Below are 25,091 nucleotides of genomic sequence, written 5' to 3'. Positions count from 1 at the left end.
CTCACCATCCTGGAAAAGGCCGACCCGGCCGACAAGGCCGACGTCTACCGCCAGCTCGGCCTGTGCCTGACCTACGACCACCAAACACAAACGGTGCTGGCCGAGAGTCGGCCAGCACCGGATGGTGTACTGATTGTGTCCGAGGGGGGACTTGAACCCCCACGCCCGATAAAGGGCACTAGCACCTCAAGCTAGCGCGTCTGCCATTCCGCCACCCGGACCGGTGGTCTGTCGCGGTTTCCCGCGGCGACGTGGAAAACCATAGCAAACATTCGGGGGTGCCTGATCACGCAGGTCATCAGCGTGAACGGCGTATGACGACGGGCGCCCGCCCTTGGGTCAGGACGCCGGGCGCGGGAGGATGGAAGGGACCGAGAGTGCGACAGCGGGAGGAACAGCGTGAGCGAGCCGACCACGGGCGGCAGGGTGAACGGGGCGGGGGCCGTGTCCGGTGAGGACGAGGTCGTCGACCTCTGCCGGGACCTGATCCGCATGGACACCAGCAACTACGGCGACCACTCGGGGCCGGGGGAGCGCAAGGCCGCCGAGTACGTCGCGGAGAAGCTCGCGGAGGTGGGGCTCGAACCACGGATCTTCGAGTCGCACCCGGGGCGCGCCTCCACCGTGGCCCGCATCGAGGGCGAGGACCCGTCGCGGCCCGCGCTGCTCATCCACGGCCACACCGACGTCGTCCCGGCCAACGCGCAGGACTGGACGCACCACCCCTTCGCCGGGGAGATCGCCGACGGCTGCCTGTGGGGCCGGGGCGCGGTCGACATGAAGGACATGGACGCGATGACCCTCGCGGTCGTGCGCGACCGGCTGCGCAGCGGCCGCAAGCCGCCGCGGGACATCGTGCTCGCCTTCCTCGCGGACGAGGAGGCGGGCGGCACGTACGGGGCGCGCTACCTGGTGGACAACCACCCGGACCTCTTCGAAGGCGTGACCGAGGCGATCAGCGAGGTCGGCGGCTTCTCCTTCACCGTCAACGAGAAGCTGCGGCTGTATCTCGTGGAGACGGCCCAGAAGGGCATGCACTGGATGAAGCTCACCGTGGACGGCACCGCCGGACACGGCTCGATGATCCACAAGGACAACGCGATCACGGAGCTCTCGGAGGCCGTCGGCCGGCTCGGGCGGCACAAGTTCCCGATCCGGGTCACCAAGACGCTGCGGCACTTCCTCGACGAGCTGGGGGACGCCCTCGGCACCGAGCTCGACCCGGAGAACATGGACGAGACGCTCGCCCGGCTCGGCGGCATCGCCAAGCTGATCGGCGCCTCGCTCCAGAACACCGCGAACCCGACGCAGCTGGGCGCCGGTTACAAGGTCAACGTGATCCCCGGGCAGGCCACCGCGCACGTCGACGGGCGGTTCCTGCCGGGGTACGAGGAGGAGTTCCTCGCCGACCTGGACCGGATCCTGGGGCCGAACGTCAGGCGTGAGGACGTGCACGCGGACAAGGCCCTGGAGACCACCTTCGACGGCGCGCTCGTGGACGCCATGCAGTTGGCGCTCCAGGCCGAGGACCCCATCGCCCGCGCCGTCCCGTACATGCTCTCGGCCGGTACGGACGCCAAGTCCTTCGACGACCTCGGCATCCGCGGCTTCGGCTTCGCGCCGCTGAAGCTGCCGCCGGAGCTGGACTTCGCGGGCATGTTCCACGGCGTGGACGAGCGGGTACCGGTGGATGGGCTGAAGTTCGGCGTGCGCGTGCTCGACCGCTTCATCGACGCGTCGTAACCGGGGCGGCCGCCGCCCCATAATCCAGTCAATAAGCCGAAACGAAACTCCAATAATCGGCTGCGCGTGCGTATTGGACTGAAAAGAGTGAAAGCAGTCCGGCGCTCGTAGCCGTCCTATGGCCTCCTCGTTACAGATGGTGCGGTCCGCGGCTGGGGCCGCATTGCCAACTAGGAGGAACAATGATCAAGAAGGTTGTCGCCGCCGCGGTTGCCACCGGCGGCTTGGTGCTCGCCGGTGCGGGCGTCGCCGCTGCCGACGCCGGTGCCCAGGGCGCTGCCGTGCACTCCCCGGGCGTCGCCTCCGGCAACGTCGTGCAGGTCCCCGTGCACGTGCCGGTGAACGCCTGCGGCAACACCATCTCGGTGATCGGCGTGCTCAACCCTGCCTTCGGCAACTACTGCGTCAACAAGTGACGTTGCTGTGCCTCGCCCCCTGAGGGGCGTCACCCCAATGAGGGTCTGAGTCCATCGGCCCCGGAGTGCGTGCCATGCACTCCGGGGCCGCGGGCATTGAGCGCACGGCGCAAGGAGGCCCGTGCGCATTCCGAAACTAAGGGGCAGGGAAAGCAATGCGACAGGTCACGCGCAAAGGACTGATCACTGCGGCGGCCGCCGGTGGCGTACTCGCTGTCACCAGCGGCTACGCCCACGCCGACTCGAATGCGAATGGCGGCAGTTCGAATTCCCCGGGGGTCCTTTCGGGTAATTCGGTGCAGGCGCCCGTGCACGCTCCGGTGAACGCGTGCGGAAACACCGTGAACGTGGTGGGCGCGCTGAATCCCGCGATCGGCAACAGCTGTACGAACGCGTCCGGCTCGCCAGGACACGGGGACGGCTATGGGGGCGGCTACGGCGAGCAGCCCCCGGCGGGCGGCGGCTCGTCGGCCCACGGCGGTACGCACGACTCGCCCGGCATCGGCTCCGGCAACACCGTGCAGGCGCCGGTGCACGCCCCGGTGAACGTCTGCGGCAACAGCGTCACCATCGGCGGCGCGGGCAACGCCGTCACGGGCAACGACTGCGCGAACCACGGGGACGGCGGTACGACGCAGCCGGGGAACCCGAGCCAGCCCGGGAACCCGACTCAGCCGGGCAATCCCAGTCAGCCCGGGGAACCGGGGAAGCCCGGAGAGCCCGGAGAGCCCGGGAAGCCAGGGAAGCCCGGCAATCCGGGGGAGCCGGGCCAGCCGGGCCACCCAGGGAAGCCGGGAACGCCCGGACAGCCTGGTCAGCCAGGAAAGCCGGGGCAGCCCGGTCACCCAGGGAAGCCAGGTCAGCCGGGTCAGCCCGGGAAGCCGGGCGCCCCCACCGCCCCCGGTCGGCCCGGCGCGGAGGTCCCCGCCCACCCCGGCACGACGCACCCCGTCGGCACCCCGAACCAGCCGGACACCCAGGTCCTCACCCCGCCCGAGGGCAAGGACCAGCTCGCCCGGACCGGCAGCCCCTTGTCGGCGGGCATCGCCCTGCCGATGGGCGCGGGCATGCTGCTCGCGGGCTCGGTCCTGTACCGCAAAGCACGTGCTTGAGGTGGTGTGAGTAGGGAGGGGGCCCCGCGACCGCGGGGCCCCCTCCCTACTCACACCACCTGCCTGCGACGGCTCACCAAGTGGCCCGCAGTTGGCGGATGATGCGCCGTCGCAGCCGCACCCGCCGACTGCCGTCGGCGTGGAGGCTGAGGCGGTCCAACTCCCAGTGTCCGTACTCTGCGTGGTCCGTCAGGAGACGTGTGGCTTCCTTGCGGGAGACCCCGCGGGGAACGTACACGTCGACAAATTCGTATTCCGGCATCGCATCTATTGTGCGGGCACGGGCCCGGTACGGATAGCGTCTGCACTATGTCTGATGCTGCGCAGCCCACCGCTGCCGAGGTACGCGCCGCCGCCGAGGCGGTCAAGACCGCGCTCGACCGCCATCTCGCCGCGGTCGAACGCAGGTCGGGCGAGGACGATCCGGACGTCTACGAAGCGTTCAACGAGCTGGCCGCCGCGGCGGAGGCCTACGACGAGCTGCTCTACGACCGCTACGACGAGGTCACCCCCTTCGAGATCCCCGGCGCGGAGGACAGCCTGCCGCCGTACCAGGGCCCCGCGGAGCCGACCGCCCTGAGCGTGCTGATCCGGCGCGACTACGCGGTGGCGGAGCCGCAGCGACTGCTCGCCCAGGCCGCGCGCGTCGAGGCCGCGGACGAGGACGCGACGGACGACGACCGCCAGGCGGGCACGCTGCCGGGCGCCATCGGCCTGCTCTTCGGTGAGTTCGAACCAGACGAAATCGCCTCCCGGCACAAGGAGTTCGGCCTGGAGGAGGGTGACTCCACGCTGTGGGTCACGGCCCTGGACGAGCCCGCGGAGGCGGGCGAGTGGCTGGAGTCCCCCTTCGACCAGACCGACCCGCAGCGGGTGGTGTGCCGCTTCGACGTCAGCGCGGTCTTCGACGACGAGCAGGACGGTCTTGAGGACCTGGAGGACGCCGACGACGGGCCGGATCCGGCTGATCCGGATCTGGACGGCGGGCTCGGCTACGACCCGGACGAGGTCATGCCGCTCGACGACGTCGACGACGTGGAGGTCGTCGAGCGCGGGCGCGGTGAGCCCGCCTAGGCGCGGCGAAGCGCGGCGGGCCCACGAGTCCGTCTGAACACGCGGACGCCCCCGGCCGGTGACCCGGCCGGGGGCGTCCGCGTGCTTCCGAGCGGCAGCGCCCCGAAGAGGCGCGGGGAACTGCGCGACCAGCCACGACGGACCCGCAGGTGACCAACGGTCCGTCGCGGCCGTCCGGCGAAGCGCTCAGCCCGCCTCGGGAAGCTGGGGCCGCAGCAGGGTGCGCAGCCGCGTCGTGCGCTCCTTGGCCGGGCGCTCCGCGACCGCCTGGGGCAGGGCCTGCGCGACCCCCTGGACCACCGACAGATGGCGCTCGGCGCGGCTGAACGCCGCGTACACCCACGGCCGGGTCAGGGCCGCGGCGGCGTCGCCCGGCAGCACCACGACCGCGGCGGGCCAGCGGCGCCCCGCCGCCTGGTGCGCGGTGACGGCCCAGGCGTGCCGCACGCTCTGCTCCACCCGCTCCTTGGCCACGACGACAGGGACCCCGTCGCACTCCAGGTGCAGGCCCTCCGCGTCGGCCCGCACGACACGGCCGAGCGCCGTGCGGCCCGGCACCGCGGCGTGGGCGACGCGGTCGCCCGGGTCGAAGCCGCCGAAGCGGCCAGGGCCGGGATTCAGCCGCTCCTTGAGCGCCGCGTTCAGCGCGCGGGTGCCCGCAGCTCCGCCGTGGCCCGGCGTGATGACCTGCGTGTGCTCGGACGGCACTCCGATGGCGCGCGGCACGGAGTCCGCGACGAGCTGCACCGTGCGCCGGATCGCGTCGGCGGCGTCGTGGACCGGGACGATCACGACTTCCTTGTTCGGTGCGGCGACCTCGGTGAGCTCGCCGACGCCGATGCCGGACACCAGCTCCCCGACCGGGCCGGGGTCCGGGGTGCGCGAGACGACCTGCGGGCAGGCGCGGGCCGCGAGCACGTCGGCGAAGACCCGGCCGGGGCCCGCCGACCACAGCACGCCGGGATCACCGCTGAGCACAAGCCGTGCGCCGTCCGGCAGCGACTCGACGAGCATCGCCGCCGCTTCCACGTCCAGCTGCGGTGCGTCCAGGACCACGAGGAGGTCCAGGGCCAGGGCGCCGTCGGCGTCCCGCCCCGGCCCCTGCCGCCCGGACAGCAGCCCGGCCACGGTGACGGCGGTGGTCTCCTCGGCATCGCCCTCGCCACGGGCGGACTCGGCGAGGCGGCGCTGCCCGTCCGCGGTGTGGGCGGCCGCGCACACCCGCAGGCCCAGCGAGCGCGCCGCCGCGACCAGGGCGGCGGGCTCGGCCCGTGCCGCCTCGCCGCCGGTGTGCAGCACCAGGCCGTGCGCGGCGACGGCGCGGATCAGCTCGGCGGTGGAGCCGGACGCCGAGCTCGCGGCGGACTCCCACGCCTCGGCCCCCGGGCCCGACCCCTCGTCCTTCGGCAGGGAGTTGATGACGCGGGCGAGGCCGTCGGCGAGGCTCTCCTCCGCCAGCGCGTACCGCTCCAGGCCGAACAGGACGCGGACCGGGGGCGCGGCCTCCTCGTCGGACTCGGACTCCCCGTCGGCCGGGGCGGCGGCTGAGGCGGCGGCCGGGGCGCCCTGCGGGGCGTCGTCCAGCGCGTCCTGGAAGACGAGCACATCGCCCTCGGCGAGGGCGCTCTGCACGGCCTCGTCCGGGTCCGGCACCGCGCGCTGCCCGAGCGCCGCGGTGAGGGCGGCGGCGTCCAGGGCCGTGTGCCCCGCGAGCGCGGCCTGCTCCAGGAGCCACACCGTCAGGGCGCGGCCCCGGCGCTCGTCCCCGGGCCCGCACGCGTCGCCGAGCAGCGCCCGCGCGAAGCCGTCGGCCTGCTCGGGCCGCACCCCGGGGACGCGCAGCAACTGCCAGGGGTCGTCGCGCAGCTGTCCGTCGGCGCCCTCGCCGAGCGCGGCCGCCGCCTTGGCCGCGAGCGCGGCGGGCGCGCCGCCCTCGCCGAGGACCGCCGCCACCGCGGCGACGGCCTCCCGGGCGGGCTCGGCCGGAGCGGCGGGGGCCTCGGGGGCCTGCCGCCGCACCGGCTCCGGCGCGGGCCTGCGCGGCGCGACGGGCTCGGGCTCGCGGAACGCGGAGGCCACGGGCTTCTCCCCGCTCTCCACGGCCCGCACCGCCGCCAGCAGGTCCGCCGCCGTGCCCTGGAGCTTGGTGCCGGCGTCCACCGGGGCGGTCCTGGCCGCCTTGCGCTCCTCGATCCGCTGCCGCAGCTCCCGCTGTGCGGCCAGCTCGGCCTCGGCTTCGGACGGCTCACCGCCCGCCCCGCCCTCGGCCGTGCCCCGGGCGTCCGCGGCGGCTTCGGGTCCGTCGTCCGTCCCGGACGCGTCGGCCCCGGCGTCCTCGCCCGGCGCGGCGGCGTCCTCCGGCGTGGCCTCGGCTTCCGGTGCGGCCTCGGCCTCGGGCTCCGCCGCGGCCTCCGGGGCCTCGGGCTCGGCAACCTCCGCGGCAGCGGACTCCGTACTCACAACGTGCTCCAGTCCTGGTCTGGGTAGCGATGCACGGGCGTCGACACGTCGTCGAGCGCCTGGCAGATCTCGTCAGGAAGACTAAGGGTCTCCACTGACAACGCCGCCGTGAGCTGCTGCGCGTTGCGCGCGCCGACGATCGGGGCGGCCACTCCCGGGCGGTCGCGCACCCAGGCGAGGGCCACGTGCAGCGGCGTCACGGCGAGTCCGTCCGCCGCTATGGCGACGGCGTCCACGACGCGGCTCGCCGCCTCGTCGAGATACGGCGCGACGAAGGGGGCGAACTGCTCGGAGGCGCCCCGCGAGTCGGCGGGTGTCGCGTGCCGGTACTTGCCGGTCAGGACGCCGCGGCCGAGCGGTGACGACGGCAGCAGGCCCACGCCCAGGTCGAGGGCGGCGGGCAGCACCTCGCGCTCGATGCCGCGCTGGAGCAGGGAGTACTCCATCTGCGTACTGGCGAGGCGGGTGCGGGGGCCGGGGGCGGCCAGCTGCCACGTCGCGGCCTTCGCCAGCTGCCAGCCGCTGAAGTTGGACACGCCCGCGTACCGCGCGCGGCCGCTGGCGACCGCGATGTCCAGGGCCTGGAGCGTCTCCTCGAGCGGAGTCTCCGGGTCGAAGGCGTGCACCTGCCAGACGTCCACATAGTCCGTGCCGAGGCGGGCGAGGGAGGCGTCGAGCGCCGACAGGAGATGGCCGCGCGAGCAGTCGAAGCGGCGGTCGGGGTCGGGCACGCTGCCCGCCTTGGTCGCGATGACGAGGTCGCGGCGCGGCACGAGCCGCTCCACGAGGCGGCCGAGGAGGTACTCGGCCTCGCCGTCGCCGTACACATCGGCCGTGTCGACGAGGGTGCCGCCCGCTTCCCAGAAGGCCTTCAGCAGGTCGGCGGCGTCGCTCTCACCGGTCTCTTCGGGGCGGCCCCAGGTGAGGGTGCCGAGCCCGATCCGGGACACGCGCAGACCCGTGCGGCCGAGATGCCTCTGCTCCATGGCCGCGAGATTACTGGCCACGCCCGGACACGTGGCGTGCCTGTGGACAAACGCGCGGGTGTGGACAACCCGATCACCCCCGACGGCCGGACCGGGGCGCACCCGCCCCGTCCGCCCCTGACGGATCGCGCGGCCGCGCGCTACAGTCCCCGGCACAGGGACGTTACTCATGAGTAAGGGGATTCGGCCATGCAGCTCGGGATCAACCTCGGCTACTGGGGCGCGGGGATGGACGCGGACAACCTCACCGTCGCGAAGGAGGCCGACAAGCTGGGATACGCGGTCTGCTGGGCGGCCGAGGCCTACGGCTCGGACGCGGCCACCGTGCTGTCCTGGGTGGCGGCCCAGACCGAGCGCATCGACGTCGGCTCGGCGATCTTCCAGATCCCGGCACGGCAGCCCGCGATGACGGCGATGACGGCGGCCACCCTCGACTCGCTGTCCGGCGGTCGCTTCCGCCTGGGCCTCGGCGTCTCGGGCCCGCAGGTCTCCGAGGGCTGGTACGGCGTGAAGTTCGACAAGCCGCTGGCCCGCACGCGCGAGTACGTCGAGATCGTCCGCAGGGCCATGACCCGCGAGCGCCTGTCGTACGAGGGCGCGCACTGGACGCTGCCCCTGCCGGGCGGCCCCGGCAAGCCGCTCAAGCTCACCGTGCACCCGCAGCGCGAGCACATCCCGCTGTACATCGCCGCGATCGGCCCCAAGAACCTGGAGCAGACGGGTGAGATCGCCGACGGCGCCCTGCTGATCTTCCCGGCGGCCGAGCACCTGGAGGAGACCGCCCTCAAGCACCTGCGGGCCGGGCGCGAGAAGGCCGGGAAGACGATGGAGGGCTTCGACGTCGTCCCGACGCTGCCCCTCGCGGTCGGCGAGGACTCCCAGGTCGACGCCCTGGCCGACATGTTCCGGCCGTACACCGCGCTGTACGTGGGCGGCATGGGCAGCCGCAAGCAGAACTTCTACAACCAGCTCGCGGGCCGCATGGGCTACGAGAAGGAAGCGGCCGAGATCCAGGAGAAGTACCTGTCCGGCGACAAGGACGGCGCGGCCGCCGCGGTGCCGCGCTCGCTCATCGACTCGACGTCGCTGCTCGGCTCCGTGGACCGGATCGCCGACCGGATGCGGGCCTACGCGGCGGCCGGGGTCACCACCCTCACCCTGGCCCCCGCGGGATTCACGCTCGAGGAGCGGCTCACCGCGCTGCGGGCGGGCACCGAGGCCCTGGAGCGGGCCGGGGTCGCCTGACGATTTCTGCGGCCGTGGTGGGGGCTCGGGGGTCTTCCCCGCCACGGCCGTCACGGAGCACAACGCCGCGACACGCCCTCCGGTTACGGCCCCGTTCGGCCCGTGAAACTCCTTCGTTCGGCTGAGCTGGCCCATACAGCTGTTGCCTACTCCCGCACTCCGCATTTGACTCGTTCTTTGCGGAAGTCCGTGCGGTCCGGTAGGGCATGGAGGTGCCTGCGATGCTTTCGGCCAAGAGTCTCTTCGGGGAGATCGTCGACAACGACGAGTCGTTCCGGCTGTTCTGCTCCATCGCGGCCAGCGGTGAGTCCCAGGGAGGCTGGGAGAACGGGCGCATCGCCGCCCTCGTCCCGGAGAGTCAGCGCGCCCTCGCCCCCAAGATCACCCGGCACGGCGCCGACGAGGACAAGCACGGACGGATCTTCAACGCGCTCCTGAGGAAGCGCGGCCTGGAGCCCTGCGAGGTCCCGCACGACACCGACTACACGCTGCTCCTGGAGCGGCACGGCATCGGCCTGGCGCACGACAAGCTCCGCGCCGACGAGCCGCTGACCGAGCAGGACATCATCACGTACCTGTCGCACAGCCGGGTCACCGAGCAGCGCGCCGCCGACCAGATGGTGATGCTCCGCAAGTACTTCGCGGACCACCCGGAGATCGGCAAGGCCGTGAAGATGATCTCGAACGACGAGGACAACCACCTGGCCTACTGCCACGAGGAGCTGCTCCGCTTCGCGTACGCGGGCCACGGCCGCGCCATCCAGCGCACCCTCCAGGAGACCGCGCACGTCGAGATCCGGATCTACCGCGACGTCAGCCTCGCCGTCATGGAGCGCATGGGTCGCATCCTCGGCTGGACGCCCACCAAGGCCAAGGCGCTCGCGGCGGGCATCCACGCCATGTACGCGTACGAGCGCCTCGGCGGCTGGCGCAGGATGGTGAGCCTGAAGATGCCCGAGCGGCGCGACGCCCTGGGCGGGCCCGCCACCTCGGCACCCGAATTCGCCTGAAGGGCCTCGCGCGCGGACCCGCCACGCGCGCGTGCGCTACAGCCAGCCCCGGCGCTTGAACATCCGGTACAGGACCACTTCCAGAGTGGCCATCAGCAGGATCACCGCCGGGTACGCCCACCACCACCGCAGCTCGGGCATGTGGTCGAAGTTCATGCCGTAGACGCCCGCGATCATCGTGGGCACGGCCGCCATGGCCGCCCAGGCGGAGATCTTCCGCATGTCGTCGTTCTGCCGCACGCTCATCTGCGCCAGATGCGCGGACAGGATGTCGGTCACTAGGCGGTCCAGGCCCTCCACGGACTCGTTCACCCGCGTCAGATGGTCGCTGACGTCCCGCAGATAGGGCTGCGCCGACTCGTTCACGTACGGCACCGCGCGGCCGGGCGGGCCCACCCCGGCCAGCCGGCCGAGCGGCATCGCGAGCGGGCCCGTGGCCCGGCGGAACTCCAGGATCTGGCGCTTGAACCGGTAGATCCGCGACGCCGAGTTCCGCGAGCCGCCGCTGTCCGGCGAGAACACCTCCGCCTCCAGGACCTCCAGGTCCGTCTGGAGCTCCTCGGCGACCTCCAGATAGTGGTCCACCACGGCGTCGGCGATCGAGTAGAGCACCGCGGTCGGACCGTGCTTCAGAACTTCCGGTTCCGCTTCGAGGCGGTGCCGCACGCTGCCGAGCGGCGCGCCCTCGCCGTGCCGGACGGTCACCACGAACGAGTCCCCCATGAAGACCATGAGCTCGCCCGACGACACCGTGTCGCTCTCCGGCTCGTACACCACCGGCTTCAGGACCATGAAGAGCGAGTCCTCGTACACCTCCAGCTTCGGCCGCTGGTGCGCCTTGAGGGCGTCCTCGACCGCCAGCGGGTGCAGCGCGAACTCCTCCGTGACCCGGTCGAACTCGTCCTCCGTCGGCTCGTGCACGCCGATCCACACGAACGCGTCCCCGGCCGCGCGGGCCTCGTCCAGGGCGTCGGAGAAGTCCGCGGGCCCCTCGGTCCGGCGCCCGTGCTGGTAGATGGCACAGTCGACGATCACGTTGGGCATTCTTCCCAAGCAGCACTGCTGCCGCACCCGCTCGGCGGCTTAGGCTGATCCGCATGCCCACGCTGATCCTCGTCAGGCACGGCCGTTCCACGGCCAACACCGCAGGCCTGCTCGCCGGGTGGACCCCCGGCGTCGCCCTCGACGAGCGCGGTACGCGCCAGGCCGCCGAGCTGCCCGGACGCCTCGCCGCGCTGCCGCTCGCCGAAGCCGTCACCAGCCCCCTCCAGCGCTGCCAGGAGACCCTCGCGCCGCTCAGGGCCGCCCGCCCGGACCTCACCGTGCACACCGACGACCGCATCGGCGAGTGCCACTACGGCGACTGGTCCGGCCGCAAGCTCGCCGAGCTCGCCGGCGAACCGCTGATGGAGGTCGTCCAGCAGCACCCGTCCGCCGCGGCCTTCCCCGGCGGCGAGTCCCTGCGCGCCATGCAGACCCGCGCCGCCGAGGCCGTACGGGAGTGGAACGCGCGCGTGGAGCGCGACCACGGCCCCGACGCCGTGTACCTCATGTGCTCCCACGGCGACATCATCAAGTCCCTCGTCGCCGACGCCATCGGACTGCATCTCGACCTCTTTCAGCGCATCTCCGTAGAGCCGTGTTCCATCACGGCGATCCGCTACACCCGGCTGCGCCCCTTTCTCGTCCGGCTCGGGGACACCGGGGACTTCGCCTCCCTCGCCCCGCGCGCCGAGCCCGCGGGCCAAGATGCTCAGGTGGGGGGAGACACGGGCGCACCGTGAGACGCGCGATGACCGTGATCGTCGCCCGCAGTAGGGTTCAGTGCAGTTGTCGCGCCAAGAACATGCACGCGCCAAGAACATGCAGTCGATTCCAATGGAGACAGGACGTGTCCCGTCAGGTGTTCCTCTACGACCCGCCGGAACGCTTCGTGGCCGGAACGGTCGGGCTGCCCGGGCGGCGTACCTTCTTCCTCCAGGCGTCCGCCGGGGTGCGCGTGACCAGCGTGGCCCTGGAGAAGACCCAGGTGGCCGCGCTCGCCGAGCGCATGGAAGAGCTCCTCGACGAGGTGGTGCGGCGCAGCGGGGGCAGCGCGGCGGTGCCCGCCGTGGCGCCCACCGAGGTCGCGGACAGCGCCCCGCTCGACTCGCCCGTCGAGGAGGAGTTCCGGGTCGGCACGATGGCCCTGGCCTGGGACGGCGAGGCCGAACGGATGATCGTGGAGGCGCAGGCCCTCGTCGAGCTGGACGCGGACTCCGACGAAGACCTCGCGGAGGCCGAGGAAAGGCTCCTGCAGGACGAGGAGAACGGCCCGCCGATGCTGCGCGTCCGGCTCACCGGGGCGCAGGCCAGGGCCTTCGCCAAGCGCGCCCTCGACGTCGTGAACGCCGGGCGCCCGCCGTGCCCGCTGTGCAGCCTGCCGCTCGACCCGGAAGGACACGTATGCCCGCGCCAGAACGGATACCGGCGGGGAGCCTGACCGCCGCGGAGCTGCTCACCCGCGGTGAGCTGAGCGTGCGCGGGCAGATCCGGCAGGCGTCCAACGCGGTGCTGTACTGCTCGGTCGCGCACGACGGCGCCTCGGTGCCCTGTGTGTACAAGCCCGTCCGCGGGGAGCGGCCCCTGTGGGACTTCCCCGACGGGACGCTCGCCGAGCGCGAGGTCGCCGCGTACGAGGTGTCCGAGGCGCTGGGGTGGGGGCTCGTGCCGCCCACCGTGCTGCGGGACGGCCCCTACGGCGAGGGCATGGTCCAGCTGTGGATCGACTCGCCCGGCGAGGAGGCCGACGGCGAGGAGCTGCTCGCCCTCGTCGAGGGCGACGAGCCCGGGGACGGCTGGAAGGCCGTCGGGTTCGCCGAGGTGGGCGAGGGCCGGACGGCGCTGCTCGTGCACGCGGACGACGCCCGCCTGCGGCGGCTCGCCGTGCTCGACGCGGTGATCAACAACGCGGACCGCAAGGGCGGACACCTGATCACCGGGGCCGGGGAACGGCTGTACGGGATCGACCACGGGGTCACGTTCCACGTGGAGGACAAGCTGCGGACGCTGTTGTGGGGCTGGGCGGGGGAGAAGCTCACGGACGAGGCGGTGGACGGGCTCGGGGTCCTGCGGGACGGGCTCGCCGCGGGCGGGGCGCTGGCCTCGCGCCTCGCGGAGCTGCTCACCGCGGCCGAGGTGGAGGCCACCCGGGCGCGGGTGGACGCGCTGCTCGCCTCGGGGCGGCATCCCACGCCTTCGGGGGAGTGGCCCGCCATTCCCTGGCCGCCGGTGTGAGCCCCTCCTGAAGGGTCGCCCGGCCGCCGGGCGGACCGGCCGACCACAGTGGATCGTCCCCGGGGTCGTATGTGGACGGTGCATCCGGTTAGGCTCATGGCATGTATGCCTGGCCCGCTTCTGAGGTCCCCGCCCTGCCCGGCAAGGGCCGCGACCTCCGGATCCACGACACCGCGACCGGTGAACTCGTCACCCTCGAACCCGGTCCCGTCGCCCGTCTCTACGTCTGCGGCATCACTCCGTACGACGCGACCCACATGGGTCACGCGGCGACCTACAACGCGTTCGACCTCGTGCAGCGCGTGTGGCTCGACACCAAGCGGCAGGTGCACTACGTACAGAACGTGACCGACGTGGACGATCCGCTCCTGGAGCGGGCGAACCGCGACGGCAAGGACTGGGTGGAGCTCGCGCAGGCCGAAACCGCGCTGTTCCGCGAGGACATGACCGCCCTGCGCCTGCTTCCGCCCCAGCACTACATCGGCGCCGTCGAGTCGATACCCGGGATCGTGCCGCTCGTGGAGCGGCTGCGGGACCAGGGCGCCGCGTACGAGCTCGAAGGGGACGTGTACTTCTCCGTCGAGGCCGACCCGCACTTCGGCGAGGTGTCGGGGCTCGACGCCGCCGCCATGCGGCTGCTCTCCGCCGAGCGCGGCGGCGACCCGGACCGGCCCGGCAAGAAGAACCCGCTCGACCCGATGCTGTGGATGGCGGCCCGCGAGGGCGAGCCGAGCTGGGACGGCGCCTCGCTCGGCCGCGGCCGGCCCGGCTGGCACATCGAGTGCGTGGCGATCGCCCTCGACCACCTGGGCATGGGCTTCGACGTGCAGGGCGGCGGCTCCGACCTGATCTTCCCGCACCACGAGATGGGCGCCTCGCACGCGCAGGCGCTGACCCGGGAGCACCCCTTCGCCAAGGCGTACGTCCACGCCGGGATGGTCGCGCTCAACGGCGCGAAGATGTCCAAGTCCAAGGGCAACCTGGTGTTCGTGTCGAAGCTCCGGCACGACGGGGTCGACCCCGTCGCCATCCGGCTCGCGCTCCTCGCCCACCACTACCGCGCCGACTGGGAGTGGACCGACCAGGTCCTCCAGGACGCCGTCGAGCGCCTCGCGCGCTGGCGCGCCGCCGTGTCCCGGCCGGACGGGCCGTCCGCCGACCAGCTCGTCGAGGAGCTGCGCGAGGCCCTCGCCAACGACCTGGACGCACCCGCCGCGCTCGCCGCCGTGGACCGCTGGGCCGCCCGTCAGGACACCGAGGGCGGCGCGGACGAGGGGGCGCCCGGCGTGGTCTCGCGCGCCGTCGACGCCCTGCTCGGCGTGGCCCTGTAGGCACTCGCTCGGTACGTACGTACGCGGACACGGGCGAGCGGCGCCGGGCGGGAAGGCTCCGCCCGGCGCCGCCGTTCCACCGGCGCCTCACCCGGCTGTCGTACGGATCACTTGGTGATCACGATGGCGAGCAGGATGCCGGGGTTGTTGGTGTCGTAGTAGCCGATGACCGGCTGACCGTAGGCGAACGCCTCCTGTACCTGGTCACGGGTGCGGTCGAGCGGGTTGATGAACACACGCCAGTCGCCGTCCACGTACAGGTAGAGCAGCGTGGCCTGGCCGGGCAGGGGCTGGATGACGTCCCAGAAGCTCTCCGCCACGTTGCCCGACAGGGCCTGTGTGGAGATCGTGGGCGCCTGCGCCTGCGGGACCTGCTGCTGGCCGAGCTGCTGGAGCAGCTGCTGGAACGGCTGCTGCTGGCCGAGCTGCTGCATCTGCTGGCGCAGGTGCGGCGGCATCTGCTGGCCCTGGATCTGCCCCTGGCCCTGCTGGCTCTGCTGACCCTGTTGGCCCTGCTGACCGAACGGCTGCTGCTGGCCGATCTGGCCCTGTTGGCCCTGCTGGGGCGGGGCGGTGCTCGGGCCCTGCTGGCCGTACTGCTGGCCGAAGGGCTGCTGGCCGTGCTGCTGCTGTTGCGAGAACGGCTGCTGCTGGGAGAACGGCTGTTGCTGCGAGACGGGTTGCTGCTGGCCGAACGGTTGCTGTTGGCCGTACTGCTGCGAGCCGAAGGGCTGCTGACCGTACTGCTGGCCCAGCTGACTCATCTGCGGGGTGGTGCTCATGCGGGTGCCACCTTCCGTCAATGGTCGGTCCGTTTGCCTTGCTTCCTGTGCCGGCCGCGGTGGTTCAGCCCGTGACGACCAGGCCCACGACCTCGTCGTCCGAGAACCAGACGCGTACGTCGGGGGATCCGCCCGCGAACGCGGAGTGCACCGCCTGGCGGATCTCGGGGGTCGGATGGTTCAGATTGCGCCACTCCCCGGCCACGAAGAGCCGCAGCCGCGGCGGGAGTTCCGGCGGATACGGAAGCAGCTCGTCCCAGTAGCGCTCGGCGCGGCCCGAGCCCACCGCCGACGGCAGGAGCTTGGTGACCGCCGCCTTGATGTCGGGGCGGTTGCCGATCCGCTGCGAGGCCGGGCGGCCCGGCGCGTCCTGCTGCGGCGAGCCCGTCGCCCGCAACACCGCACGCGCGCGTGCGGACGTCATCGGCTGCTGGCCCGCCGCCTTGAGCATGCCCTGGAGCGAGACGACCGCGCCGACCACGATCGGGGACGCCGACGACGTGCCGGAGAACGTGTCGGTGTACCAGGCGATCTCCTCCACGCCGCCCTGGAGGTCGCCCGGCTGGTTCCAGAAGCCGCCGGTGGTCGTGGTCTCGCGGCCCCAGCCTTGCGCGTCCACGCGCGCCCCGTAATTGGAGAACGCCAGGCGCGAGCGGTCCGGGCCGTGGTCGCGGCCGTGCGTGCCGGGCGGCGGCGCGCCCGCGCCGACCAGGACGGCGTCGGACGACGGGTTGGACGGGTTGAACGGGTTGCGCCACCAAGACGGGAACTCGTCCGGACGGCGCTCGTACTGCGCGTCGTCGAGGGACTCGGCGCCGTTGCCCGCCGCCCCGACGACGACGACGCCCTTGGCCGTGGCGTGGCGGACCGCCGCGTAGTCGTCGGGCCACCACTCCAGGGCGATGTAGCCGCGCTGGTCGTCGCGGTCCTCGAAGTCGAACCTCGGTCCCGGCCGGTGCAGTTCGACGAGGATGACGTCGCCGGGCGCGAGCCGGTCCGCGGCCGCGTGGATGGTCGCCGCCGTGCCGCTGGGCAGGAAGGACGCGGCCGCCGTCACGGCGTCCGGCACGATGCCGGTGATGCCGAAGGAGTTCCGGTCGCCGCCCAGCACGCCGATCACGGCGGTGCCGTGGTTGCGCCAGGACAGGTCCTGGACCGGGGTGCCGATGACCACGCCCGCGAGCTTCGCGGACAGGTCCTCGTGGCTGAGCTGCCAGGCGCCCTCGATGTCGATGACGGTCACGCCGTCACCGCCGCCGCCGAGCCGCTGCCAGGCCCACTGCGCGTCCACGCCCTCGGGGGCCGGGCGCAGATAGCCCTGGCGGCCGGTGAAGTCGGGGGTGACCGGCGCGCCCTCCTTGCGGCGGCGGCCCTCGTCGGGCTCGCTGCCGCCGTCCTGTCGGCCGATCGCGCCCAGCGTGGCGGGGACGGCGCCGGGTTTGACGTACGCCGTGTCGACGCCGGGCAGCGCGGCCATCCGCGCGCGCAACTCAGGGGCGCGGTCCGCGCCGCCGCGCACCCGGTAGAAGAGGCTCAGGTCGGGCACGTCGTCCACGGTGCCCGCGGCTGTCGCCTGGAGCCGGTCCTCGTTGCCGAACAGCGGCTCCAGGGAGAGTTGTTCGTCGGTGAGGAACATGTTCAGGGCCGAGACGTCGGCCCCCGTCGCCGAGCGGACGCCGTGCTCCTGGGCGCGCAGCCGGGCCTCCGGCCGTGCGACGACGATGAGTTCCTGCTCGGTCGCCCGATAGGTGAATCCCGCTCCGTCGGGTCCAGGGCCACTGCCTCCCGGATCGCCGCCCTGCCGCACCTGGTCGGTCATCGCTTCACCGCTCCCTTCGGTTCCCGCACCCCGGGCGTTCGGTCGCTGCACACCCTGCTACCGCCGGGCCGGGACGTCCAGACCCCTTTCCCTCAACTGTGTTTGAACAGAAGTTGATTGGGGAACCGTGTGCAATTCATCGACAATCCCGTGTCACGCCGCATACCGGCCAAAAGCAGCGAGGCGGCTGGGGCGCGAGCGCGCGAAGGGGCGGCACCCGCACGGGTGCCGCCCCTTCGCGCCGCCGGACCGGTGCGCCCACCGGTGCGGGCACTCAGTCCTCGGAGGAATCCCCGGGCTCGGTGTCCGGCGGGGTGCCGGGCTCGTCCGACGAGGCGGTGCCGGGCTCGGCCGTGGACGCCGGATCGGGCTTGTCGCCGTCCTTGTCCGCAGCCTTGCTGTCGGCTTCGCCCTTGGGCTCCTCGGGCTTGTCGTCCGCCGCGGGCTTGGCCGTGGAGCCGGTGCCGGTGCCGGTGCCCGTGCCGGAGCCGGTGCCCGTGCCGGACTCCGCGCCCGTGTCCGGGCGCGGCTGCGGCTTCGGCGGGCGGGTGCGCTCGCTCGGCGTGTCCCGGAGGTAGGCCGCGCCCTCGCCCTCCGACGCCACCCCGCCGACCTGGCCGGGGCCGCCCCCGTCGCGCCGCCGCAGATAGCGCTCGAACTCGCGGGCGATCGCCTCGCCCGAGGCCTCCGGCAGCTCCGCGGTGTCGCGCGCCTCCTCGAGGGACTGCACGTACTCGGCGACCTCGCTGTCCTCGGCCGCCAGCTGGTCGACGCCCAGCTGCCAGGCGCGCGCGTCCTCCGTCAGCTCGCCGAGCGGGATCCTGAGGTCGATCAGGTCCTCCAGGCGGTTGAGCAGCGCGAGCGTCGCCTTCGGGTTCGGCGGCTGCGAGACGTAGTGCGGCACCGCGGCCCACAGGCTGACCGCGGGGACGCCCGCGTGCGTGCACGCCTCCTGGAGGATGCCGACGATGCCCGTCGGGCCCTCGTACTTCGTCTCCTCCAGGTCCATGGTGCGCGCCAGGTCCGGATCGGAGGTGACGCCGCTGACCGGGACCGGCCGGGTGTGCGGGGTGTCGCCGAGCAGCGCGCCCATGATCACGACCAGCTCGACGCCCAGCTCGTGGGCGAAGCCGAGCAGCTCGTTGCAGAACGAACGCCAGCGCATGGACGGCTCGATGCCCCGCACCAGGACCAGGTCGCGCGGCTTGTCGCCGCCGACGCGGACGACCGAGAGCCGGGTCGTCGGCCACGTGATCTTGCGCACGCCGCCGTCCAGCCACACCGTGGGGCGGTTGACCTGGAAGTCGTAGTAGTCCTCCGCGTCCAGTGCCGCGAAGACCTCGCCCTTCCACTCCTTGTCGAGATGCGCGACCGCGGTGGAGGCGGCGTCGCCGGCGTCGTTCCAGCCCTCGAACGCGGCCACCATGACCGGGTCGATCAGCTCGGGTACCCCCTCGAGCTCGATCACCCAGGCCTCCTTCCGACGTTCTCCTCTAAGTACGCCCCAACCTTACGGCGTCCCGCGGGGGCCTCCGCAGCCCCCCGGCGGCGCCGAGTGCCCGATCACTGCCCAGGTCATCCGCCTCTCACTCCTGCCGCGCCGGGTTCGGCCGCGGAGCCCGGAGCTCAGAGCGTGGAGCGCAGCCACTGCTCCACGCTCGCGATGTGCACGGTCGCCCAGGACCTGGCCGCTTCGGCGTCCCGGTCGCGCAGGGCGCCGAGGATCGCCCGGTGCTCGCGCAGCGTGCGGGTGACCGCGTCCTCCTGGGTGAGGCCGCGCCAGACGCGGGCCCGCGTCGTCGGCCCGGACAGGCCGTCGAGGAGGGAGCACAGGACGGAGTTCCCCGACGACTGGACGATGCCCCGGTGGAACTCCAGGTCGCAGGCCACCAGCTCCTCCACGGAGGGCGCCGCGCCGAGGGCGTCCAACTGCTCCGTCAGGGCGTCCAGTTCCGCCTCGCCGATCCGCGCGGCCGCCATCGCCGTCGCCGCCGGCTCCAGGATGCGGCGTACGGCGAGGAACTCCAGGACCGTGTCGTCGCGGTGGAAGTCGACGACGAAGCTCAGGGCCTCGAGAAGCAGCTGGGGATCGAGACTGGTGACGTACGTGCCGTCGCCCTGCCGCACGTCGAGGATGCGGATCAGGGAGAGCGCGCGCACCGCCTCGCGCAGCGAGTTGCGGGACAGGCCGAGTTCGGCGGCCAGTTCGCTCTCCTTGGGCAGCCGGTCGCCGGGGCGCAGCGCACCCGAGACGATCATGCCCTTGATCTTTTCGATGGCCTCGTCCGTGACAGCCATGGGGACCTCGCCTCGGTGAAGAGCAGCAGGAACGGATACCGGATGCCCCCTGGGGAAATAGACATCCGATGTATCGGCACATTATGTCCCCGTGCGGCCCCGCGTGGACCGGGGTTCAGCCGAAGCGTTCGATCCTGATGCGGTCCACCGGCTGCCCGCCGTCCACCAGGAGCCGCGAGGCGTGCTCGGCGAAGCCGTTGGAGCCGCAGATGTACGCCTCCCAGCCGCCGTCGGGCCTGCCGTCCCCGAGCAGGGGTGCCAAGTGCCCGGCGCGCAGGCGGCCTTCGGAGCGGGTGAGGATCACGTCCGTCTCGGCGCCGTACTCGTCGGCGTAGATGAGGTCCTCGCGGGTGCGGGCCGAGACGAGCAGCCGCAGCGGCACCGTCAGGCCCGCCCGCCGGTGGTGGCGGATCATCGACATCAGCGGGACCACGCCGGAGCCCGCGCCGAGCAGCAGCGCGGGCCGGTCGCCGGGCCAGGCGAAGAAGCCGGACAGCGGGCCGCGCACCTCCACGGTGTCGCCCTCCCGCGCGACGGTGTGCAGATGCCCGGAGACCTCGCCGCCCGGCACGTGGTCCACGGTCAGCTCGATCTCGCCGCTGTCGTCCGGCGCGGAGGCCAGCGAGTAGTGGCGCTGGGCGACATAGCCGTCCGCGGCGGTCAGGCGCAGCATCAGGTGCTGGCCCGGCAGATGCCCCTGCCACTCGGGCACCTTGAGCCGGAACGTCGTGGCGGCGCGCGTCTCCCGGTGGATCCGCGTGATGAGGGCCTGCTGCCAGTGGGCCGCGGCCTGCTCGCTCACGGCGATGCGCCCGGGCACCGCGAAGGCGGTCGGGGGGACGAAAGGGGGGACGGACGCCCCCGAGGAGGTGTCAGTCACCGGCGTACCGCTCCTCACGCCACGGGTCGCCCCGGTGGTGATAGCCGTTCTTCTCCCAGAAGCCCGGCTCGTCGTGGTCGAGGAGCTCCAGGCCCGCGATCCACTTGGCGCTCTTCCAGAAGTACAGGTGCGGGACGACGAGCCGGGCGGGCCCGCCGTGCTCGGGCGGCAGGGGCGCCCCGTCGTACTCCCAGGCGATCCAGGCCCGGCCGCCGGTCACGTCGGCGAGCGGCAGGTTCGCGGTGTATCCGGTGTGGGAGTACGCGACGACGTGCTTGGCGGCGGGCAGCGGCCCGCCCGCCCCGGCGAGGAACGCGTCCAGGCTCACACCGCCGAAGCGCACGCCGAACTTGGACCAGCTCGTCACGCAGTGGATGTCGCCCCGGTACTCGGACGCGGGCAGCGCGTGCGCCTCGTCCCAGGTCCAGGTGCGCGGGCGCGCCACCAGACCGCCGACGCGGAACGTCCAGTCCGCGGCCGCGAGGTCGGGCGTGACCTCGGCGGAGAGCACGGGCCAGGTGTCGCGGGCGTCGTACTGGCCCGGAGGAAGCCGCGGGTCGCGGTCGGCGGCGCGGGCGCGGCCGGTGAAGCCGCGGGTCGGTGCGGGGGACGGTGAGGTCATGACAGGCGCGCGGGTTCGGTCGGGGCCACGGCGTCGTTCAGGGCGCGCAGCGCGTGCGGTTCGTCGAGGGTGAGCAGGGCGCGGTCGCGCATCAGGACGCGGCCGTCCACGACGGTGTCGCGCACGTCGGCGCCAGCCGCGGCGTAGGCGAGCGTCGCGTACGGGTCGTGGCGCGGCGCCAGGTGCGGCCGGTGGAGGCCGACGACGATCAGGTCGGCGCGCTTGCCGGGCTCCAGGGAGCCGAGCGCGTCGCCGAGGCCGAGCGCCCGCGCCGACTCGATGGTGGCCATCCGCACGGCCTGCTCGGCGCCGACCGCCGTCGGGTCGCCGCCCGCCTTGTGCACGAGCGCCGCGAGCCGGACCGCGCCGAGCACGTCCAGCGTGTTCGAGCTCACGGCGCCGTCCGTGCCGATGCCGACCGTGACGCCCGCGTCGAGGAGGTCCGGTACGCGGGCGATGCCGCAGCCCAGCTTCAGGTTCGACGCCGGGCAGTGCGCGACGGCCGTACCGGTGCGGGCGAGCGCCGCGATCTCCGCGTCCGTCAGCTCGACGGCGTGCGCGAGGAGCGTGTCCGGGCCGAGCACGCCGAGCGAGTCGAGCAGCTCCACCGGGCGCATGCCGTACCGCTCGCGGACCATGGCCACCTCGGCCGCGTTCTCGGCGGCGTGCAAATGCAGCAGGGCGCCGTGGGCGCGGGCGAGCGCGGTGATCGCGGCCAGCTGGTCGGGCGCCAGGGTGTACGCGGAGTGCGCGAAGAGGACCGGCCGGGTGCCCGGCGCGGGGGTGCGGGCGGCCAGATGGGCACCCGCCCAGCCGAGCCGCTCCGCGTACGGGCGGCCGTCCGGCGGCTCCGGCACGTCCATGAACGTCGGTCCGGTGAGCAGCCGCCACCCGGCCTCGCGCGCCACCTCTTCGGCGGCCTCGTGGAACCAGTACATGTCGAGCGCGGTGGTCACCCCGCCGCGCACCGACTCGGCGATCGCCGCCCGCAGGCCCACCGCGACGGTCTCCGGCGTGAGCAGCTCGGCCTCGCGCGGCACGACCCGCTCCAGGAAGCCCTGGAGGGTGACGTCGTCGGCGGTGCCGCGCAGGAGCGTCATCGCCAGATGCGTGTGCGTGTTCACGAGCCCCGGCAGGACGAGACAGCCGCGCGCGTCGATCTCCTCGGCCGGGGCGTACTCCGCGCGCAGCCGCTCGGCGGGGCCGACGGCCACGATCTCACCGGCGCGCACGGCGACGGCGCCGTCGCTCACCACGGTGCCGGACGCGTCGACGGTCAGGACGTCGCCGCCGTGGACGAGGAGGTCTATGGGGAGCATGTGGCGCGTGTCTCCAGGGTGTTTCCGCGGGCGTCTGTCACCGGGTCCCCCCGGCCTGCGCCGGGACGTCGGCAGCCAGCAGGCGCAGCGCGTCCAAGGTTATCCGGGCGCCGCGGGCGACTCCGTCGGCGACCACCGACCGGTGCGGGTCGTAGCCGCCGGTGGCCTCCTCGTCGACCAGCTCGTCGGCGTTCGCGCCGTCCACGACGAGCGCGCCGCCCGCGACCAGGCCGCGCGTCGCGGCGAACACGTACAGGGCGCTCAGCTCCATCTCGATGGCGGCGACGCCCGCGGCCTCGTACGCCGCTGCGGGCAGCGGCACGAAGCCGGGCTGGAAGGCGGCCCGCGTCCACACCACGCCCCGGTGGTGCGGGGCCCCGGCGGCCCGCGCCGCACGCGTCAGCGCGAGCACCGCCTCCGGGGTTCCGAACGCCGGGTACTCGGCCGGGATGAGCTGCCCCGTCACGCCGTCGTCGCGCACCGCCGCGTCCGCGATCACCAGATCGCCGTCCGCGATGCCGCGCCGGATCGCGCCCGCCGTGCCGAGCCGGATGAAATGCGTCACACCCGCCTGCGCCAGCTCCTGGAAGAGCAGCAGTGCCCCGGGCGCGCCGACGCCGTGCGAGGACACGACCACGGGCAGCTCCCGCCAGCTGCCCGTGAAGGTGCGGTACTCGCGGTGGTACGACACCTCCTTCGCGTCGTCGAGGAACTCCGCGACGGCCGCGGCACGGGCAGGGTCGCCGACGACGACGGCGTACGGGGGAAGGCCGGTGCGGGGGACGCCGGTGATGGGCAGCGGGGCGGGTGACGCGGGGGACACGGTCATGGGCGCGCTCCTGACGGGACTCCGGTGGCTTGTGGGGCAGTGTGCCGGGAGCCGGGCACGGTGTCCGCGCCGGGGTCGGCGAACACCGTCGAACTCCCGTTCCGCCTGGTCGGGTACGGTGATCGAACCCACCGTCGCGCGGCCAGGACCCGCATCCGCCACCGGGAGTTGACCCCTATGAGCCAGGCGAGCAACGAGGAACTCAGGGCCGTGGTCTGGCGGGTCACCGCGCGCGGACCGGGGCTCGCCCTCATCGACCAGACGGCCCTGCCGCACGCCCTGCGGCGCCTCGACGTCCACACGGTCGACCAACTCGTCGACGCCATCGTGCGGTTGGTGGTGCGCGGCGCGCCCGCGCTCGGCGCGGCCGGGGCGTACGGCGTCGCCCTCGCCCTCGTCCAGGGGGAGCGCGAGGGCTGGGGCCGCGCGCGGGTCGACGCCGAAGTCGCCCGCGTCCGCGCGGCACGCCCCACCGCCGTGAACCTGATGACCTGCGTGGACCGCGCGGCCGCGCGCCTCGACGAAGGCCTGGGCGCGGTGCTCGCCGAGGCGGACGCCGTCGTGGAGGAAGACCTCGCGGCCAACCACGCCATGGGCCGGCACGGCGCCGACTGGCTCCTCGAACGCCTCGGCCGGGACCGGCCGCTGCGCGTCCTCACCCACTGCAACACCGGCGCGCTCGCCACGGCGGGCTGGGGCACCGCCCTCGGCGTCATCCGGGAGCTGCACCGCCGCGACCGCCTCCAGGCCGTGTACGCCGACGAGACCCGGCCCCTGCTCCAGGGCGCGCGGCTCACCGCCTGGGAGCTCGCCAGGGCGGGCATCCCGCACTACGTCCAGGCGGACGCGGCCGCCGCCGGGGTCATCCTGCGCGGCGAGGTCGACGCGGCGGTCGTCGGCGCCGACCGGATCGCCGCGAACGGCGACACCGCGAACAAGGTGGGCACCGTGGGCATCGCCCTGGCCTGCGCGCACGCGGGCATCCCCTTCGTGGTGGCCGCGCCCACCACGACCGTGGACCTCGCCACCGCGTCCGGCGCGGACATCCCCATCGAACTGCGCGCCGCGGACGAGGTCCTGGAGTGGGCGGGCGTCCGCACCGCCCCCGCCGACTCGCGCGGCCACAATCCCGCGTTCGACGTCACCCCCGGCGCGCTCGTGACCGCCCTGGTCACGGAGCGGGGCGTCCGCGAGGTGGCGAAGGGGGAGCTGCCGCTGTAGCCCCGCTCGGCCGGGCCCCCGGACGGTTCACCCGGCCAGGGCCAGTTCGAGCAGCCACTCCACGACCTCCGCGTGGTGCCGTGCCTGGCGCGGGTCGTCGCCCCACACATAGAGCCCGTGCCCGGCCACGACCACCGCGGGCATCCCCGGCCGCAGCGCCGCCTCCAGACGGTCCGCGAGCTCCGCCATGTCCTGGCTGTTCTCGATCACCGGAAGCACCACCGCGACCTCGTGGGTCTTGTGCCCGAGCCCCTTGAGCATCTCCAGGTCCCGGAACTCGATCCCCTCCGGCCGCCGCCTGCCCATGGCCACGGACGCCACGGTGTGCACGTGCACGACGGCGCCCGCCCCGGTGAGCCGCACCACGCGCGCGTGCAGGGCGGCCTCGGCCGACGGCCGTCCGGCGCCGACCGCCGAGCCCTCCGCGTCCGTCAGGACCACGTCCGCCGCGGTCAGTTCGCCCTTGTCGAGCCCGCTGGCCGTCACGGCGAGCCGTACGGGGTCACGGGAGACGACGACGGAGAGGTTCCCCGAGGTCCCGCGCATCCAGCCGAAGGAGGCGAACCGCGCGGCCTCCGCCGCGAGCACCGCCCCGGCCTCCGCCAAGCCGCTGTCCAAGCCGCTGTCCACGTCCGTGCCCGAGTCCATGCGCGACTCCCTGTCCGATT

24 protein-coding genes and 1 tRNA gene are annotated in these 25,091 nt (G+C 73.4%); 11 read left to right on the top strand and 14 right to left on the bottom strand.

Translation table 11 applies throughout. From position 1 onward, the window contains the following. Nucleotides 1-136 precede the first annotated feature (136 nt). Nucleotides 137-221, bottom strand: a tRNA-Leu gene (locus tag CP982_RS09760). A 178-nt stretch (nt 222-399) separates the two neighbouring features. Here CP982_RS09760 and CP982_RS09755 point away from each other — a divergent pair. From CP982_RS09755 to CP982_RS42475, 3 genes are all read left to right on the top strand, one after another. Then, nucleotides 400-1,743, top strand: coding sequence for a M20/M25/M40 family metallo-hydrolase (locus CP982_RS09755; RefSeq protein WP_150510147.1), 1,344 nt, complete (start codon nt 400-402; stop codon nt 1,741-1,743). Between the two features lie 182 nt (nt 1,744-1,925). Beyond that, nucleotides 1,926-2,159: a chaplin ChpH gene (chpH, locus tag CP982_RS09750; protein ID WP_150510146.1), complete on the top strand. Its 234-nt coding sequence runs from the start codon at nt 1,926-1,928 to the stop codon at nt 2,157-2,159. 155 nt (nt 2,160-2,314) lie between these two features. Further along, on the top strand, nt 2,315-3,271 hold the full coding sequence (locus CP982_RS42475; protein ID WP_150510145.1) for a chaplin family protein: 957 nt from the start codon (nt 2,315-2,317) through the stop codon (nt 3,269-3,271). 73 nt (nt 3,272-3,344) lie between these two features. Here CP982_RS42475 and CP982_RS09740 read toward each other — a convergent pair whose 3' ends face one another. Beyond that, nucleotides 3,345-3,533, bottom strand: a complete 189-nt coding sequence (locus CP982_RS09740; protein ID WP_030356204.1) for a DUF5703 family protein — start codon at nt 3,531-3,533, stop codon at nt 3,345-3,347. A 47-nt stretch (nt 3,534-3,580) separates the two neighbouring features. Here CP982_RS09740 and CP982_RS09735 point away from each other — a divergent pair, with 47 nt between their 5' ends. Beyond that, on the top strand, nt 3,581-4,345 hold the full coding sequence (locus tag CP982_RS09735; RefSeq protein WP_150510144.1) for a hypothetical protein: 765 nt from the start codon (nt 3,581-3,583) through the stop codon (nt 4,343-4,345). Between the two features lie 186 nt (nt 4,346-4,531). Here the strand turns inward: CP982_RS09735 and CP982_RS09730 are convergent, their stop codons facing one another. Both CP982_RS09730 and CP982_RS09725 read right to left on the bottom strand, forming a co-directional pair. Next, a complete protein-coding gene (locus tag CP982_RS09730; protein WP_150510143.1) occupies nt 4,532-6,805 on the bottom strand; it encodes a helix-hairpin-helix domain-containing protein in 2,274 nt (757 codons plus the stop codon). Next, nucleotides 6,802-7,791: an aldo/keto reductase gene (locus tag CP982_RS09725; RefSeq protein ID WP_150510142.1), complete on the bottom strand. Its 990-nt coding sequence runs from the start codon at nt 7,789-7,791 to the stop codon at nt 6,802-6,804. Before CP982_RS09725 ends, CP982_RS09730 begins: the two co-directional genes overlap by 4 nt. A 189-nt stretch (nt 7,792-7,980) precedes the next feature. On the opposite strand from CP982_RS09725, the gene CP982_RS09720 reads away from it, so the two are divergent. Together CP982_RS09720 and CP982_RS09715 are read left to right on the top strand one after the other, a co-directional pair. Next, complete coding sequence (locus CP982_RS09720; RefSeq protein WP_150510141.1) at nt 7,981-9,036, top strand: LLM class F420-dependent oxidoreductase; 1,056 nt, start codon at nt 7,981-7,983, stop codon at nt 9,034-9,036. A gap of 221 nt (nt 9,037-9,257) precedes the next feature. Beyond that, nucleotides 9,258-10,046, top strand: coding sequence for a ferritin-like domain-containing protein (locus CP982_RS09715; RefSeq protein WP_150510140.1), 789 nt, complete (start codon nt 9,258-9,260; stop codon nt 10,044-10,046). A 36-nt stretch (nt 10,047-10,082) separates the two neighbouring features. Here CP982_RS09715 and corA read toward each other — a convergent pair whose 3' ends face one another. After that, a complete protein-coding gene (gene corA, locus CP982_RS09710) occupies nt 10,083-11,081 on the bottom strand; it encodes a magnesium/cobalt transporter CorA (protein ID WP_150510139.1) in 999 nt (332 codons plus the stop codon). A gap of 62 nt (nt 11,082-11,143) precedes the next feature. Here corA and CP982_RS09705 point away from each other — a divergent pair, with 62 nt between their 5' ends. The 4 genes from CP982_RS09705 (at nt 11,144) to mshC (ending at nt 14,653) form a co-directional block, all read left to right on the top strand. After that, complete coding sequence (locus tag CP982_RS09705; RefSeq protein WP_150510138.1) at nt 11,144-11,830, top strand: histidine phosphatase family protein; 687 nt, start codon at nt 11,144-11,146, stop codon at nt 11,828-11,830. Nucleotides 11,831-11,937: 107 nt separating this feature from the next. Then, nucleotides 11,938-12,528, top strand: coding sequence for a DUF3090 domain-containing protein (locus CP982_RS09700; protein ID WP_030686241.1), 591 nt, complete (start codon nt 11,938-11,940; stop codon nt 12,526-12,528). Continuing rightward, a complete protein-coding gene (locus CP982_RS09695) occupies nt 12,492-13,322 on the top strand; it encodes an SCO1664 family protein (protein ID WP_150510137.1) in 831 nt (276 codons plus the stop codon). Before CP982_RS09700 ends, CP982_RS09695 begins: the two co-directional genes overlap by 37 nt. Nucleotides 13,323-13,423: 101 nt before the next feature. Then, the gene (gene mshC / locus CP982_RS09690) at nt 13,424-14,653 is read left to right on the top strand and encodes a cysteine--1-D-myo-inosityl 2-amino-2-deoxy-alpha-D-glucopyranoside ligase (protein ID WP_150510136.1); all 1,230 of its coding nucleotides are present in this window, start codon (nt 13,424-13,426) and stop codon (nt 14,651-14,653) included. A 107-nt stretch (nt 14,654-14,760) separates the two neighbouring features. On the opposite strand, the gene CP982_RS09685 is transcribed toward mshC, so the two are convergent. The 8 genes from CP982_RS09685 to CP982_RS09650 form a co-directional block, all read right to left on the bottom strand. Then, nucleotides 14,761-15,435, bottom strand: coding sequence for a hypothetical protein (locus CP982_RS09685; protein ID WP_150510135.1), 675 nt, complete (start codon nt 15,433-15,435; stop codon nt 14,761-14,763). Nucleotides 15,436-15,499: 64 nt separating this feature from the next. Next, the gene (locus CP982_RS09680) at nt 15,500-17,254 is read right to left on the bottom strand and encodes a S8 family peptidase (RefSeq protein ID WP_150510134.1); all 1,755 of its coding nucleotides are present in this window, start codon (nt 17,252-17,254) and stop codon (nt 15,500-15,502) included. Nucleotides 17,255-17,528: 274 nt separating this feature from the next. Then, nucleotides 17,529-18,722 (bottom strand): PAC2 family protein, encoded by a 1,194-nt coding sequence (locus CP982_RS09675; protein ID WP_150510133.1) that lies wholly within the window; start codon nt 18,720-18,722, stop codon nt 17,529-17,531. Nucleotides 18,723-18,880: 158 nt separating this feature from the next. Further along, nucleotides 18,881-19,552, bottom strand: a complete 672-nt coding sequence (locus tag CP982_RS09670) for a FadR/GntR family transcriptional regulator (RefSeq protein WP_150510132.1) — start codon at nt 19,550-19,552, stop codon at nt 18,881-18,883. A gap of 115 nt (nt 19,553-19,667) precedes the next feature. Further along, entirely contained in the window at nt 19,668-20,432 is a 765-nt protein-coding gene (locus CP982_RS09665) for a ferredoxin reductase (RefSeq protein ID WP_150510131.1), read from the bottom strand. Further along, nucleotides 20,425-21,054, bottom strand: a complete 630-nt coding sequence (locus CP982_RS09660; protein ID WP_150510130.1) for a sulfite oxidase-like oxidoreductase — start codon at nt 21,052-21,054, stop codon at nt 20,425-20,427. The genes CP982_RS09665 and CP982_RS09660 overlap by 8 nt, the downstream gene beginning before the upstream one ends. Continuing rightward, complete coding sequence (locus CP982_RS09655) at nt 21,051-22,373, bottom strand: amidohydrolase (RefSeq protein WP_150510129.1); 1,323 nt, start codon at nt 22,371-22,373, stop codon at nt 21,051-21,053. The genes CP982_RS09660 and CP982_RS09655 overlap by 4 nt, the downstream gene beginning before the upstream one ends. A 37-nt stretch (nt 22,374-22,410) precedes the next feature. Beyond that, nucleotides 22,411-23,202, bottom strand: coding sequence for a phosphorylase family protein (locus CP982_RS09650; RefSeq protein WP_150510128.1), 792 nt, complete (start codon nt 23,200-23,202; stop codon nt 22,411-22,413). A 177-nt stretch (nt 23,203-23,379) separates the two neighbouring features. Here CP982_RS09650 and mtnA point away from each other — a divergent pair, with 177 nt between their 5' ends. After that, entirely contained in the window at nt 23,380-24,423 is a 1,044-nt protein-coding gene (mtnA, locus tag CP982_RS09645; protein WP_150510127.1) for an S-methyl-5-thioribose-1-phosphate isomerase, read from the top strand. A 27-nt stretch (nt 24,424-24,450) separates the two neighbouring features. Here mtnA and mtnB read toward each other — a convergent pair whose 3' ends face one another. Further along, nucleotides 24,451-25,071: a methylthioribulose 1-phosphate dehydratase gene (mtnB, locus tag CP982_RS09640; protein WP_150510126.1), complete on the bottom strand. Its 621-nt coding sequence runs from the start codon at nt 25,069-25,071 to the stop codon at nt 24,451-24,453. Nucleotides 25,072-25,091 lie beyond the last annotated feature (20 nt).

Origin of the sequence: Streptomyces spectabilis (assembly GCF_008704795.1) — a bacterium.
Taxonomy (GTDB): Bacteria; Actinomycetota; Actinomycetes; order Streptomycetales; family Streptomycetaceae; genus Streptomyces; species Streptomyces spectabilis.
Note: the sequence above shows the minus strand (reverse complement) of the source record. Positions and strands in the feature narration are given on the sequence as shown.